The organism is Streptomyces sp. NPDC048506 (assembly GCF_040651315.1).
GTDB lineage: Bacteria > Actinomycetota > Actinomycetes > Streptomycetales > Streptomycetaceae > Streptomyces.
Map to the genome: position 1 here is coordinate 1 of NZ_JBEZIX010000001.1, position 15085 is coordinate 15085.

Sequence of the window (15085 nt, forward strand, 5' to 3'; positions counted from 1 at the left end):
GGCAGGGGTGTGGGACTGCTTCGCTTTACGTCCCACACCCCTGCCCCTCCGGCCCGTCCCCTCCCGTGAGTGGGTGGTGAGAGGTGGGTGGGGGCGGGCCCAGTCAGGCCACGGTGGCCTGCCGCCGCGGCTTCCCTTCCACATTGGGCCGGGTGCGAGGCTGCCCCCGCGGGCGGGGAAGCCCAAGCGTTACCCGTTCGGTTGGTTTGACCACCTGTTAGCGTGCGCGGATGGAAGATCTGGGACCTGTGGTTTGGCCGCCTGAGCCGATCAGGACCGAGAGGCTCGTGCTCCGTGAGCCCGAGACCCGGGACCGTGCGGCGTTCATCGAGCTGCTCGCCTCGCCAGAGGTGCACACCTACCTCGGCGGCCCCCGCCCGCGTGACGAGCTTGAGCGCGAGACGCCCGAGGTGCCCGAGCGGTGGCCCGGGAGCTTCGTCGTTGATCTCGACGGGTCGATGATCGGCCAGATCCTGCTCAGGAGAGCAACCGAGCACTGCCGCCCGGCTGCCGTGGGGAAGGCCGATCTCGGCTACCTGTTCCTACCGCGGGCGTGGGGATTCGGGTACGCCGCCGAGGCGTGCGCGGCGGTACTCGGCTGGTTCGACGGCGTCCTTCCCGGCGAGCCGGTGGTGCTCACCACCCAGACCGCCAACGTCGGCTCGATGCGCCTCGCGGCGAAGCTGGGGTTCACCGAGGTAGAGCGGTTCGAGGCATGGGACGCCGAGCAGTGGCTCGGCATGTGGTCCCCGCTCACGCCGTCCAGTTGAGTTCGTGACGGAACCGCCAGGGAGTACCCGCCCACCTACGCGCGCGAGCGGTCTGCAACCGCGATTTGCCCGTGCGCATGCCTGCCGGAGAATTACGGGAACTGGCGCGGGGTCTACAACTGGTTGCGGATGTCATGCCGAGGGCCGGGGTTCGCAAAAAAGGCCCTGGCCGGGGAGCCGCACGACCATGCCATCGGCCGGTCCCGTGGAGGACTGACGACGAAGGTCCTCCTCGTAGGCGTCTTCATCTGGTCAGCCCGATGATCCAAACGAAACGGCCTGGTCCACTGCGGATGGGGGGCCACTCGTGCGCGCCCCCACCGGCCTCCTCCCTTCCCACCCACGGGAGGGTGGGGGCCGGAGGGGTAGGGGTGTGGGACGTAAAGCGAAGCAGTCCCACACCCCTACCCCGGAGGACCACACCCGCAGCCGAACAGCCCCGCGCAGCGGCACCGCCCGCCGCAGGCGCCACGGCGCGAAAGCCAACAACATGGGGGAAACGCCGGCCGCCAGGCCACGGCGAGAAACCACCACGGCGGGAAAGCCGAACACGTGGGGGGTCAGCCAAGCGCAGCGAAAACCTTGTGGGCGAACCCCAACTCCGCCGCCCGTTGCTCGCCGCCGCCCCCCTCGTGGCCGTTGAACCGCCACACCTTCAGCTCCTTCTCGCCCGCGTAGTGGTGGTAGGCGGCGAAGCCGGTGGACGGGGGGACGACCTCGTCGCGGAGTGCGGTGCCGAAGAGGGCCGGGGCCGTGGCGCGGGTGGCGAAGTTCAGGCCGTCGAAGTGGTCCAGGGTGTGCAGGGCGGTGTCGACATGGCCGCGGGCGCCCGCGAAGTAGCGGGTGAGTTCGCCGTACGGGCCCTCGTCGGTGACCTCGACGGCGCGCCGGATGTGGGTCAGGAACGGTACGTCGATCAGCGCCCCGGCCAGCCCGGGGACGAGGCCGGTCATCGCCAGGGCGAGGGCGCCGCCCTGGCTGTGTCCGGCGACCACGATCCGGTCGGCGTGCACCTGCGCGTGGCCGCGCGCCGCCTCCACGGCGCGTACGGCGTCGGCGAACAGTCGTCGGTAGTAGTGGTCGTCGGGATCGAGCAGGCCCTGGGTGAGCTTGCCGGGTACTCCGGGGTTGCCGTAGCCGGCCGGGTCGGGGGTGTCACCGGGGCGGTTCGGGCCGCTCTGGCCGCGGGTGTCCATCACCAGCGTCGCGTACCCGGCGGCCGGCCACAGCAGCCAGTCGTGCGGCAGCAGCCGGCCGCCGCCGTAGCCGAGGTACTGCACGACGCACGGCAGTGGGGCGTCGGCGTCCCGGGGCAGCAGGAACCAGCCGCGGATGCGGTGGCCGGCGAAGCCGGAGAACTCGGTGTCGTAGCAGCGGAGCAGGGTCAGTCCGGCGTCGATCTCGGTGAAGCGCGGGTCGAGGTCGTGGGACCGGGTCTCGGCCAGGGTGCGGTGCCAGAACGCGTCGAATCCGGGCGGCTCGGGGAGCGGCGGGCGGTAGGTGCGCAGCTCGTCCAGGGGCAGGTCGGTGAACACGAGAAACCTCCGGGCCGTAGGGTGGCTTGCTGCCTGTCGCCAACGGTGCCCACAGGACGGACCTGACAGACGTGAAACGTTTCAGCTTGGTCACCGTGTCCCTCAAGACCCGGTGAAGTAGCGGGCGTTGACGCTGCGCGGCCCCCGCCGGTGGGGGCGCCGGGCCGGAGCGGCGCCGAGAGGCTCACCAGGCCGCGGACCTGAGCCGGACGGTCAGCACCGTCGTCGGCACTCCGCTGTCCACGAGGCGGCCCTGGTCGTCGAACGCGCCGGGGCCGTCCGTCATGCCGAAGTCGTTGTCGTTGATCAGCGTGAGGGTGCGCCGCCCGGTGACCGCGATGCCCTCGATCTTGTCCGGTATGCCGGGGACCTTGTGCAGGTCGACGACGAGCCGCTTGGGCAGAACGGGCGCCCGGCGGCCGGACTGCTCCAGCGACGGGCGGGTCCCCGGGTCGTCCCAGCGCGAGCCGAGGACGTTGTGGCGGGCGTCCAGCTCGACCCGTTGCAGCCGGGCGGCCTTGTCCGTGCGCTCCTCCACCAGCAGCCGGTCGCGGCCCACCGCCACCACCGACGAGATCTTCAGCTCCGAGGTGTCCTTCTCGCCCGGGTCGACCTCGCCGACCGGGTCGAAGCGGTAGGCGTACTCCGCGGTCACCGCGCCCTCGGCGGGCGAGAAGCGCACCAGCCGGGCGGTGCGGGAGGCCTCGCCGGCCGCGGTGTCCGGGTTCGACAGCGGGCTCTGCACAGCCGCGACCAGGTCGCCGTCCGGCAGCAGCGCCAGCCCCTCGAATCCGCGGTTGGTCTTGCGCTTCAGCAGGATGCCGGGGAGGGACTCGACGACCGGGTAGTCGGTGCCGGTCAGCCGCAGCCCCTTGGGGACGTGACGCGCCAGCACCCGGCCGGACGCCGCCACGTGCACCAGCGACGGCCCGTACTCGTCCGCCAGCCAGAAGGTGCCGTCGGCGGCCCGGACGATCCCCTCGGTGTCCAGGCCGTTCGGGTCGAAGGACAGCGGGTGCGCGGCGTCGTAGGTGTACGGGGCCTCGTCCCGGCCCTTCTGGTTGGGCAGTCCGGTGACGGCCTTGCCGGAACGGGTGGTGAGCGCCCGGGAGTCCAGCACGGTCACCCGGTCCCCGCGCACCTTGATCTTCACGATCGCGGGGTCGAAGCCGGGCACCGGGAACGTCCGCCGCTTGGCGCCGTCCACCGTGATCTGGCCGTTGGGCCCGCGGTCGGTGACCGTCCAGAACTCGCCCGCCCGGCCGGCCGGGAAGATGTCGCTGCCGATCCCGCCCAGCTTCACCCCGTGGTCGTCGTCGACGCTGCCCGGCAGCAGCGCATTGCTGAACGCGCCCAGCGGGATCTGCGGCAGCCGGGCCTGCCCGGTGACGGTGGCCGGCGGCGGACCGGCCTGGGCCGTGGCCGGGCCCACCGCCAGGGCAGCGGCGACGACCATCGCCACGGGCACCGTCGCGAGCGGACGTGCGGACATGGGACCTCCTGGGGTGTGGATGAACGGAACCTGCCCAGCGTCCCATCGGCACCCCAACGGCCGGTTAACTGCCGTCGAGCAGTGATCGACGCGCCGGGTCCGGATCCTCGGTCCCGCTCATCTCGGCCGCCGCCGGATCCAGCACCCGCCTGAGGAAGGTCCGGGTCCGCTCGTGCCGCGGGGCGCCCACCACCTGCTCCGGAGTGCCCTCCTCGACGATCACCCCGCCGTCCATGAACACCACCCGGTCGGCCACCTCCCGCGCGAAGCTCATCTCGTGGGTGACGACCAGCATCGTCATGCCGTCCCGTGCCAGCCCGCGCATCACCGCCAGGACGTCGCCGACCAGTTCGGGGTCGAGGGCCGAGGTCGGCTCGTCGAACAGCATCAACTCCGGGTCCATGGACAGCGCCCGGGCGATCGCCACCCGCTGCTGCTGCCCGCCGGACAGCTGTGCCGGATACGCCGCCGCCTTGTCGCTCAGCCCGACCCGTGCCAGGTTGGCGTGGGCGATCCGCTCCGCCTCGGCGCGGTTCCGGCCCAGTACCCGCCGCTGAGCGATCGTCAGGTTCTCCAGCGCGGTCAGGTGCGGGAAGAGGTTGAAGGCCTGGAAGACCATCCCGATCCGGCGCCGGACCAGGTCGATGTCCACATCGGGGTCGGTGACCTCGGTGCCGGCCACCGCGACCCGTCCCGCACTCGGCTCCTCCAGCAGATTGACGCAGCGCAGCAGCGTCGACTTGCCGGAACCCGAGGGACCGATGACACACACCACCTCACCGCGCGCCACCGAGAAGTCGATCCCGCGCAGCACCTCCAGCTCGCCGAAGGCCTTGCGCAGGCCCTGTACGTCGATGGCCTTGACGTCCTCGAAGGACGTTGTGGCCTGCTCCGTCGCCATACCGGTCACCTGGCCTTCGCGGTGCGGGCTTCCAGCCGCCGGACCAGCTGGCCGAGCGGGAGGGTGATCACGAGGTAGAGCAGTCCGGCGATCAGGATCGGGGTCAGGCTCTTGTGCTCGTTGAGCGCGTCCCGGCCGAAGTTGGCCAGCTCGAACTGGTCGAGCGCCAGACCCAGCAGATACACCAGTGAGGAGTCCTTGGTCAGCAGGATCAGTTCATTGGTCAGCGGCGGCAGCACGATGCGGAACGCCTGCGGAATGACGATCGACACCATGGCGCGGCCGTGCGACATCCCCAGCGAACGCGCCGCCTCCATCTGCCCCTTGGGCACGGCCTGGATCCCGGCGCGAATGGTCTCCGCCATGTACGCCGCGCCCACCAGACCGAGCGACAGCATCACCGTGACGTTCATGTCGAGCGCGACCTGGAAGGCCAGCGGCACCCCGAAGCCCAGCGCGATGAACACCAGCAGGGCGGGGATTCCGCGGAAGAACTCGATGTAGGTGATGGCGATCCAGCGGTACGGCGGCACCGACGACAGCCGCATCAGCGCCAGCACCAGACCCAGCGCGAGCCCGAACCCGAAGCCCAGCAGGGTGTAGCGGACGGTGTTGACCAGGGCCGTGCTGACGATGTCGGGGAAGAGCGCCTTGGCGATGTCGACGTCGAAGAAGGCGGTCCGCAGCTGGTGCCAGTCGGCGAGCAGCGCCAGGGCCGCCACGGCGACGACCAGGACGCCGTACTGCACGCCGCGGAACACCCTCGCGCGCTGTCGTTTGGAGAGCGGCATCGGGCCTCGCCTCAGCTCTGCGGAGTGGTGCCGAACCACTTCTTGTAGATCCGGTCGTAACTCCCGTCGGACTTCGCCTTCTTGATGACCTCGTTGATCTTCTTGCGCAGTGCGTCGTTCCCGGTGCGGACGCCGATCCCGTAGTGCTCACCGGTGTTGAACTCCGCGGTGACCTGGGTGTCCGGGTTCTGCTTCACATAGTCGAAGAGGACGCCGTTGTCATTGATGCCGGCATCGACCTGGCCGGACTTCACGGCGGTCAACAGCAGCCCCAGGTCCTCGAACTCCACCAGCTCGACGCCCTTGCCGTGGTCCTTGGCGTAGATGCCGCCGGTGGTGGCCTTCTGGTAGCCGAGCTTCTTGCCCTTGAGGTCCTCGACCTTCTTGTAGGGCTTGCCCTGCTTCGTCAACAGCGCCTGGGTGGCGTTGAAATACGGGTCGGAGAAGTCCATCACCTTGTCCCGCGCGGGCGTGATCGTCATGCCCGCGGCGGCCAGATCGCATTTGCGGATGGTGAAGTCCTGGCCGGTCTCGATGCCCTCGAACGGCGTGTTGACGATCTCCTGCTTGGCGCCCAGGTCCTTGGCGACCAGGTCCACCAGATCGACGTCGAACCCGACGACCTTGCCGTCCTTCTTCACCTGGAACGGCGCGTACGGAAGGTGGGTGCAGGTTTTGAGCGTCCCTGCCGAGAGCAGTTCCGGGCCGCCGGACCCCTTCTTCCCGTCGGACGCGGTGCTGGTGCACCCGGCGAGGGCGGTGAGGGCCGCGGCGACGGCTATGACGGGCAACGCGGAGCGAGCGGACACGGGTCCTCCAGGGCAGGATGACGATCAACCAAAGCCGAACATCACGATCAACCAAGCCGTGCGTGCTGCGAAGTTGGCTGCATCCTGCCACCCACCAGCGGTGCTGACCCCGACCCGTTGGTTGCGTCTGTGTAACGCCTTCGGCCTGTGTAACGGCCCGAACCGACCGCCCGTCCCGTTCTCCGGCCGCCCCGTCAGCGGCCGAGGACGGCCGCGAGCTCCGCGATGGCCTCCGGGCCCACCCGGCAGCAGCCGCCGATCAACCGGGCGCCGTCCGCGGCCCAGCCGGCCACCCGGTCCGCACGGAACGCCGGGCCGCCCCGCCATTCCCGGGCCCCGGCGTCCCAGCGTTCCCCGCTGTTCGGGTAGACCACCACCGGCTTGCCGGTGGCCTCCGCCGCCACCCGCACCGCCCGGTCCGCGTCCTGTGGCGTGCAGCAGTTCACCCCCACCGCGATCACCTCGGCCACCTCCGCCGCCAGCGCGAACGCCTCCGCCAGCGGCTGCCCGGCCCGGGTGGCGTCCCCCGCGATGCTGTACGACAGATACGCCGGCACCCCGAGCCCGCGCACCGCCCGCAGCAGCGCCCGGGCCTCCTCCGCGTCCGGCACCGTCTCCAGCGCCAGCACATCGGGCCGCGCCGCGGCCAGCACCTCCAGCCGCGGCCGGTGGAACCGCTCCAGCTCCGCCACCGACAGGCCGTAGCGCCCGCGGTACTCGGAGCCGTCCGCCAGCATCGCCCCGTACGGACCGGCCGACGCGGCCACGTACAGCGGGCCGGCGACCCCGCCCGCCCGCGCCCGCTCGGCCGCCTCACGGGCCAGCTCCACGCTCCGGCCGAGCAGCGCCGCGGCCTGCTCCTCGGCGATGCCGCGCCGGGCGAACCCCTCGAACGTCGCCTGATAGCTGGAGGTGATCGCGACCTGCGCCCCCGCCTCGTAGTACGCCAGATGCGCCCGCACCACCGCCTCGGGCTCCTCGGCCAGCAGCCGGGCCGACCACAGCGCGTCGCCGAGGTCGTGCCCGGCCGCCTCCAACTGGTTGGACAGCCCGCCGTCGAGGACGACCGGGCCCGCGGCGAGGGCGTCGGCGAACGGCGGGGACGTGCTGACCATGGTGCGAACCCTCTCGGTGGGTGCCGCGGGGCGGAAGGTGATCTCCCTCCGGATCGTAACGCCGGCCGGTGACCGGGCCCCGGCCGGCGCCCCTCAGACGGTGCCCCGGCGCCCTCAGCGCAGCGACGAGAAGACGAACGAGAACCGCGCCGGCGCCACCTGAAGCCGGTGCTGCGGCAGCACCCCCGGCCCGCATGACTGGCTGCCGATGCCGTGCTGGGCATGGTCGAGGTGCAGCCACACCGTGTCCCCGGGCCGCAGGTCCGTGGTGTGTCGGGCAGCGGTCAGCTCCTCGTCCGACCACCTCCGGGCGGTGAAGAAGAAGTCCGGATCGCCCTCGATCCGCAGGCCCGAGCCGTCCGCGCGGGTCAGCTCCGCCCAGCGCACGCCGGGCCGCGCGCCGTTCTCCTGCGGCCGGACGTACGGCGTCTGGAGCGCGTCCACCGGCATCGACCAGCGGCCGACCCGCGCGGCGGCCCGGGTATCCGGATATCCCTCGCCCGGCCCGCCGCCGAACCACTCGGCGAACCCCAGGCAGCCGCTCACCGACATCCGCACCCCCAGCCGCGGCAGCGGCGCCGGCCAGTCGCCCTCCGGATCCACGGTCAACTCCAGCCGCAACAGCCCCCGTTCGGCCGTCCAGCGGTAGACCGTGCGCAGCGCCAGCGGCGAGCCGGCCGGGGCCACCCGGGTGCGGACCACCAGCGCCCGCCGGCCGCGCTCCACGGCATCGACCCGGTGCCGCATCCGGTGCAGGCCCAGCCGCCGCCACTCGGTCGCCGGGCGCGGCCCCGGCTGCCAGGGGGCGGCCTCGTCGTTGTCGGTCGGTGCCCGCCAGACGTCCAGCCGCGGTCCGCCGAGCCGTACGCCGTCCAGATAGCCGAGCGCCCCCGTGGTCGCATCGAACGTGCCCGGGCCGAGGACGATCACATTGCCCTCCCCGCGGCGCGGGGCGGCGGTCGCTGCCGGGGGAGCGGCGGCGGGGCGCGGCGCGGCCGGCAGCTGCCCCCAGGCGACCTCGTGCCCGGCCGGCGCCCAGGCGCTGTCCTCGACCAGGACCGCCCGGACCGACCAGATCGCTTCACCCTCGCCCTGCGCCTCGTCCGGCCTCGACGGCAGCTTCACCACGGCCGACTCACCCGGGGCCAGGGCCGGCACCTCCAGCCGGCCGGAACCGCGTCCTTCGCCCTCCACCTCGTAGTGCCAGCGGAAGTCGAGGTGGTCGAGGCCGACGAAGTCGTACAGATTGGTGATCCGGACCGCGCTCGTACCGGCGTCGTCGTCGCCTCCGGCCTCGCGCTCGATCCGCACCGGCTCGATCACCTTCTTGAACTCGGTCAGGCCCGGCGAGGGCACCCGGTCGGGGAGGACCAGTCCGTCGCAGACGAAGTTGCCGTCGTGCAGCTCCTCGCCGAAGTCGCCGCCGTAGGCGTGGAACACCTCGCCGCCCGGCGTCTGCTGCCGCAGCCCGTGGTCGATCCACTCCCACACGAACCCGCCCTGGCAGCGCTCGTACGTCTCGAACAGCCGCTGGTACTCGCTCAGCCCGCCCGGCCCGTTGCCCATCGCGTGCGCGTACTCACAGAGCAGGAACGGAAGGGCCCGCCGCCTGGCGTCCAGCTCCGGGTCGGCCAGCGGCTCCTCGGCGCGCCGCCCGATGCGCTCCACCTCGGCGTGGTCCGCGTACATCCGCGAGTAGACGTCGGTGTCGGCGCAGCCGCGGTCGCCCTCGTAGTGCAGTGGACGGGACGGATCGCGCTCGCGCATCCAGGCGGCCATGGCGGACAGTCCGCGGCCCGTGCCGCACTCGTTCCCCAGCGACCAGAGCACGACGCTGGGGTGGTTCTTGTCCCGCTCGACCATCCGGCGCGCCCGGTCCAGCAGGGCCGGCTGCCAGCGCTCGTCGTCGACCGGGTTGTCCCGCCAGCCCTGCTGTGCGAAGCCGTGCGTCTCCAGGTCGCACTCGTCGACGACCCAGAGCCCCAGCTCGTCACAGAGGTCGAGGAAGGCCGGGTGCGGCGGATAGTGGCTGGTGCGCACCGCGTTGATGTTGTGCCGCTTCATCAGCAGCAGATCGCGGCGCATGGTCTCGGGGCCGAGGGTGCGCCCGTAACGCGGGTGGAACTCATGGCGGTTGACGCCGCGCAGCAGGATCCGGCGGCCGTTGACCTTCAGCAGACCGTCCTCGACCCGCACCGTACGGAACCCGATCCGCAGCGGGATCGTTTCACCGGCCGTGACCAGCTCCCCGTCGTAGAGGTGCGGCCGCTCGGCCGTCCAGGGACGCACCGGCACCGTGGCGCTCTCGCCGGTCGCCAGGTCGAGGCCCAGCTCCGGTACGGTCACCCGCCCGCGCGGTGTGCACTCCACGCGCAGCGTGCCCCGCCCCGTCACATGGTCGAAGCCGGCGTGCACGAAGTGGTCGACGACCGAGCCCTCGGGCCGCCGCTGGACCGAGACGTTGCGGAAGACGCCCGGCAGCCACCACTGGTCCTGGTCCTCCAGATAGCTGCCCGACGACCACTGGTGGACCCGTACCGCCAGCACATTGCGGTGCGGCCGCAGCAGATGGCCGACCTCGAACTCGTGCGGCAGCCGACTGCCCTTGAAGTGCCCCAGCTCCTGTCCGTTGAGCCACACCCGGGCGCAGGACTCCACCCCGCCGAAGTGCAGCACCGCCGGCCCCTCGCCCCACCCCTCGGGCAGGTCGAAGACGTGCCGGTGGTCGCCGGTCGGATTCTCGTCCGGCACCCGCGGCGGATCGACCGGAAAGGGGTAGGCGGTGTTGGTGTACGCAGGTGCGCCGAAGCCCTTGAGCACCCAGGTGCCCGGCACCCGCAGGTCGTGCCACTGGGCATCGTCGAAGTCCGGCCGGGCGAACGCCTCGTCCTCGGCCCCGGCGCTCGCCGAGAGCCGGAACCGCCAGGTGCCGTGCAGCGAGATCCGGGCGGCGTCCGATCTGGCGTACCAGGCCCGCGGCGGCAGCGTCCCGCTGCCCGGCGAGCGGTCTTCGTAGTACGGCGGCTGGTCGTACGGAGTCTGCTGCGGCGCGTGCGGAGACGTACCGGTCACTGGTCCTCCTGCTACGGGCGACGTGCCGGGCGGTGGGGGATCGGTTCAGCGAATCACGAGCCGGAGCACGGCGCAGCCGGATGCGGCGGATTGAGCCGACCGGGCCCGCCCCCCGTCCTGCGACGGGCGGCAGCGCACCAACGGGCGGCGGCCCCGAGGGCCCTCCGCCCCGACCGCCCTCCGCTCCGACTGCCCCTCCCGCACCCCGACGGCCCTACGCCCCGACTGCCCCCGCGCCCGGCCGCCCTCCGCCGGCGGCTCAGTCCTCCGCCGTCAGCCCCGCGAGCGCCGCGGCCGGATCGTCGGTGGCCGGGCCCGCCGGCACCCACTCGCCGCCTTCCGCGCGGTACGGCCACCAGCGGCCGTCCCGCCCGTAGCGCAGCTGGGCGGCGCCGCCCACCACCGTCCAGCGGTTGCCGTTCGCCCGCAGCCGCGGCCGGTCCGCGCCGTCCTCCCAGGCGGCCGCCAGCCGGCCGGTGGCCCGGGCCAGCTCCTCCGGCCCGGGGTTCCACTCCTCCTCCAGGACCGCCAGCCCGGCCGCACCCCCCAGCTCCCAGGCCCGCACAGCCTGTGCCAGGCCCCGCGCATCGCGCCCCGAACCGGCCGCCAGACGCGCCGATATGACCTCCCCGGGACCGGACACCGCCAGCCGCACCGCGTCCTGATCGGGCGTCAGCACGGGCGGCGGCGGACTGTCCGGGTGCCATGGGGAGAGCGCCTCGGCCAGCAGCCGCTGGGCGCGCGCCGCCGCATCACCGATCAGGAACTCCAGGGCGGACGCGTCCACTCCGGGCGCGGGCGGGGTGCCGCCGCCGAGCGCCGGTGCGGCACCCGGTGCGGCGACCGGCGGCGGTGGAGCGGGCAGCGGCGGAAGGATGTCGCGCGCCGCGTACGCCTCGGCGGCAGCCACCCCCGCACCGACCCGTTCGGCCCCCGCGTCCGTCGCCGTCTCCGCCCGCGCGCCACTGCGGGCCTGGAGCTCGTCGAGCAGCTCCTGCTCTCCCCGGCCGCGCAACAGCAGCAGCAACAGCGGGTCCTCGTCGAGCAGCCGCGCCACCTGGTGGCACAGCGCGGCCGAGTGGGCGCAGTGGTCCCATGCGCCGCAGCTGCACTCCGCGTCCAACTCGCCGATACCCGGCAGCAGTTCGATGCCGGCGGCGGCCGCGTCCTCGGCCAGGGCCGGCGGCATGTCGCGGTCCAGCAGCGCCGCGATGTGCCCGGCCCGGTCCGCGACCAGGTCCAGGAAGCGGTCCCACGCACAGCTGTCCAATTGCTGGAGCAGCACATCGGCACGGTACCGGGTGCGGTCCGTGCCCTGGACGACGGCGGTGATCTGGCCGGGGCGCACCGACACCGCGCCGACCGCGCCGGCCCGTGCGTGCCGCCGACCCAGCTTCACCTGCGCCCCGTCCAGCGCGGAGTCCTCCAGCGCCGTCAACCACGCCCGACCCCACCAGGTCCGCGCGAAACTGCGGCCCCCGGCCGGTGGCAGTGCGGAGAACGTCCGCTCGGCCGGGGAGGCGTACTCGTCGTCGACATGTCCGGTCATCGCTCGCTCCCTCGCAGTGCGACCAGGTCCGCCAGCTCGGCGTCGGTGAGTTCGGTCAGCGCGGCCTCGCCGGATCCCAGTACGGCGTCGGCCAACCGCTGCTTACGGACCAGCAGTTCGGCGATCCGGTCCTCGATGGTGCCCTCCGCGATGATCCGGTGGACCTGCACCGGCTGGGTCTGCCCGATGCGGTACGCACGATCGGTGGCCTGCGCCTCGACGGCCGGGTTCCACCAGCGGTCGACGTGCACGACGTGTGCCGCCCGGGTCAGGTTCAGCCCGGTGCCCGCCGCCTTCAACGACAGCAGGAAGACGGGCACCGCACCCTCCTGGAAACGCCGCACCATCTCCTCGCGGCGAGCCACCGGCGTTCCGCCGTGCAGCAGTTGGGTGGGCACACCGCGCGCCGCCAGATGGGCCTCCAACAGCCGCGCCATCTGCACGTACTGCGTGAAGACCAGCACGCTCGAGCCCTCGGCGAGGAGGGTGTCCAGCAGCTCGTCGAGCAGTTCGACCTTGCCCGAGCGTCCGGGGACCCGCGGGTCCTCCTCCTTCAGGTACTGCGCGGGGTGGTTGCAGATCTGCTTGAGCGAGGTGAGCAGCTTGACCACCAGGCCACGGCGGGCGAACCCGTCCGACCCGGAGACCTCGTCGAGCCCCTCACGCACCACCGCCTCGTACAGCCCCACCTGCTCCTTCGTCAGCGCCACCGCATGGTCGGTCTCCGTCTTGGGCGGCAGCTCCGGGGCGATCCCCGGATCGGACTTGCGGCGGCGCAACAGGAACGGCCGTACCAGCCGGGCCAGTCGCTCGGCCGCCGCGCCCGCCTCCGGCGACACCGCGGGACCGCCCTCGACGGCCTGTGCGTAACGGGTGCGGAACCGGCCCAGCGGCCCCAGCAACCCGGGCGTCGTCCAGTCCAGGATCGCCCACAGCTCCGACAGGTTGTTCTCCACGGGCGTGCCGGTCAGCGCCACCCGCGCCTTCGAGGGCAGCGTCCGCAGCGCCCGGGCGGTCGCCGAGAACGGGTTCTTGACGTGCTGCGCCTCGTCCGCGACGACCAGCCCCCAGCCCACCTCCGCCAGCTTGCCGGCGTCCAGCCGCATCGTTCCGTACGTGGTGAGCACGAACCCGCCGTCCTCCAGACCGGCCAGGCTGCGCCGCCCGGCATGGAAGCGGCATACCGGCGTACCCGGCGCGAACTTCTCGATCTCCCGCTGCCAGTTGCCCATCAGGGACGTGGGACAGACGACGAGTGTGGGGCCGGCCGAACCGGGTTCGTCCTGGCGGTGCAGGTGCAGCGCGATCAGCGTGATGGTCTTGCCCAGGCCCATGTCGTCGGCGAGGCAGGCGCCCAGCCCCAACGAGGTCATCCGGTGCAGCCAGTCGAGGCCGCGCAGCTGGTAGTCGCGCAGCGTCGCGGTGAGCGCCGCCGGCTGCCGGACGGGCGCGGTGCCGGCGCCCTCCGGATCGGCGAGCCGGTCGCGCAGCCGGGCCAGCCAGCCGGAGGCCTGCACCTCCACCCGGTTGCCGTCCCCGTCCTCGGCACTGCCGGTCAGCGCGGCGCCCAGCGCGTCGAGCGGCGTCACCTTGCGGTCCCGGCGGTCCCGGGCGGCCCGCACCGCCTCGGGGTCGATCAGCACCCACTGGTCGTGCAACCGCACCAACGGCCGCCCCGCCTCGGCGATCCGGTCCAGCTCCGCCTTGTCGACCTCCTGCCCGCCCACCGCGAACCGCCAGCTGAACGACAGCAGGGCGTCGGCGGACAACAAGGAGGGCAGCCCGGACTCCGGTCCGTCGGCGTCCCCGCCGGGTGGGCCCACCACGGCCCGGCTGGTCAGTCTGCGCGCCAGCGCCTTCGGCCAGTGGACCGACACCCCGGCGGTGGCCAGCGCACGGGAGGCCGGCCCGAGCAGTTCGGCGACCTCCTCGTCGGCGAGCTCCAGCGCATCGGGCACCGCCGCGGACAACAGCGGGGTGAGCGGCGCCCAGACGGCGGCCGCCCGGCGCAGCGCGAGCAGGGTGTCCATCCGCGCCCGCGGCCCGAACGCCTGCCCCGCCGGCGACGTCCCCGCCCACACCTCCGCGGCATCCGCGACCAGCGTGGGGTCGGTGGCGCCGTGCAACTGGAGGACCGCGGTGAAGGCGACCGGGGAATCGGCGCCGAGGTCCGGCCGCTCGTCGAGGCCGTCGCCGTCCACCAGCCCCTGCACCTCCACCCGCAGGGAGATCCGCACCCCGGCGTCATGGCCCGCGGCGACGTCCGCGGCCCAGGCGCGCTGCTCGGGGACGTGCTGCGGCGCGGGCGCCGCGAAGGCCGGTGCGCCGGTGGCCAGCGCCGCGGCGGGGGAGCGCGGCAGCCCGTCCGCGACCGCGTCGAGGAACGCCCGCACCTGCCGTTCGGGGTCGGGCAACTCCAACGGGTCGGTGCCGGGGAGCGGGGTGGCGTGCGCGGACGGGGGCATCGCCGCGGCGAGGTGCCGCAGCCGCTCGACGTCCGCGGGGTCGAACGGCCCCACCCGCCAGGCGTCGAACCCGGCGGGACTCACCCCGGGCAGCAGCCGGCCGCGCGCCGCCAGCTGGAGCGCCAGCACGGACGCGGCCCCCCAGAAGGCCGCCGCCGGATGCGTGCCCCGAGCGGTCCGCGCGCGGGTGAGTACGGGAACCGCGTCGGCGACGGGCAGCGCCACGGCCGGCACGTCGCACACCGAGACCCCGCCGTCCTCCTCCGGCACGACCACGTTCAGCCGCTCCACCGCCGGGTCGCCCGCGGAGCCGTCCCCCACGGGCGCGCCGTCCGGGCGCCAGAAGGCGACCCGTCCGGTACGAGGTGGATCGGACGGCAGGAAGACCGCCGCGCAAGAGGACAGCGCGGAGTGCCGAGCGGGGGTGACCGCAGGGAGGGACGTCACGGGTTCCAGGACTCCTCAAGTTTGACTACTGGCGTCTGGAGCGCCCGAGGGTACAGGACGTCGGGCGGTGGAAGGGAACCTGCGACGGGAAATCGGCGTTCAATGGAGTACACAGAGCGCGGCAGGCGCCGCGGAAGGG

General features: G+C 73.1%; 10 protein-coding genes. 1 reads left to right on the forward strand and 9 read right to left on the reverse strand.

Annotated features, from left to right (window positions below; all coding sequences use genetic code 11):
* Positions 1-230: 230 nt before the first annotated feature.
* Positions 231-770 (forward strand): GNAT family N-acetyltransferase, encoded by a 540-nt coding sequence (locus tag AB0C96_RS00005; RefSeq protein ID WP_362911959.1) that lies wholly within the window; start codon positions 231-233, stop codon positions 768-770.
* A 560-nt stretch (positions 771-1330) separates the two neighbouring features.
* Here AB0C96_RS00005 and AB0C96_RS00010 read toward each other — a convergent pair.
* The 9 genes from AB0C96_RS00010 to AB0C96_RS00050 form a co-directional block, all read right to left on the reverse strand.
* Complete coding sequence (locus AB0C96_RS00010) at positions 1331-2305, reverse strand: acetylxylan esterase (protein ID WP_362911961.1); 975 nt, start codon at positions 2303-2305, stop codon at positions 1331-1333.
* Positions 2306-2489: 184 nt separating this feature from the next.
* Entirely contained in the window at positions 2490-3797 is a 1308-nt protein-coding gene (locus tag AB0C96_RS00015; protein WP_362911963.1) for an esterase-like activity of phytase family protein, read from the reverse strand.
* Between the two features lie 64 nt (positions 3798-3861).
* Positions 3862-4698 (reverse strand): amino acid ABC transporter ATP-binding protein, encoded by an 837-nt coding sequence (locus AB0C96_RS00020; protein WP_362911965.1) that lies wholly within the window; start codon positions 4696-4698, stop codon positions 3862-3864.
* A gap of 5 nt (positions 4699-4703) precedes the next feature.
* On the reverse strand, positions 4704-5489 hold the full coding sequence (locus AB0C96_RS00025; protein WP_362911967.1) for an amino acid ABC transporter permease: 786 nt from the start codon (positions 5487-5489) through the stop codon (positions 4704-4706).
* Between the two features lie 11 nt (positions 5490-5500).
* A complete protein-coding gene (locus AB0C96_RS00030) occupies positions 5501-6298 on the reverse strand; it encodes an ABC transporter substrate-binding protein (protein ID WP_362911969.1) in 798 nt (265 codons plus the stop codon).
* Positions 6299-6492: 194 nt separating this feature from the next.
* A complete protein-coding gene (gene mmuM / locus AB0C96_RS00035; protein ID WP_362911971.1) occupies positions 6493-7413 on the reverse strand; it encodes a homocysteine S-methyltransferase in 921 nt (306 codons plus the stop codon).
* 114 nt (positions 7414-7527) lie between these two features.
* Positions 7528-10485 carry a glycoside hydrolase family 2 TIM barrel-domain containing protein gene (locus AB0C96_RS00040; protein WP_362911973.1) on the reverse strand — a complete coding sequence of 986 codons (2958 nt, stop codon included), beginning with the start codon at positions 10483-10485 and terminating at the stop codon, positions 7528-7530.
* A 259-nt stretch (positions 10486-10744) separates the two neighbouring features.
* A complete protein-coding gene (locus AB0C96_RS00045) occupies positions 10745-12034 on the reverse strand; it encodes an SWF or SNF family helicase (protein WP_362911975.1) in 1290 nt (429 codons plus the stop codon).
* Positions 12031-14946 carry a DEAD/DEAH box helicase gene (locus tag AB0C96_RS00050; protein ID WP_362911977.1) on the reverse strand — a complete coding sequence of 972 codons (2916 nt, stop codon included), beginning with the start codon at positions 14944-14946 and terminating at the stop codon, positions 12031-12033. The genes AB0C96_RS00045 and AB0C96_RS00050 overlap by 4 nt, the downstream gene beginning before the upstream one ends.
* Positions 14947-15085 lie beyond the last annotated feature (139 nt).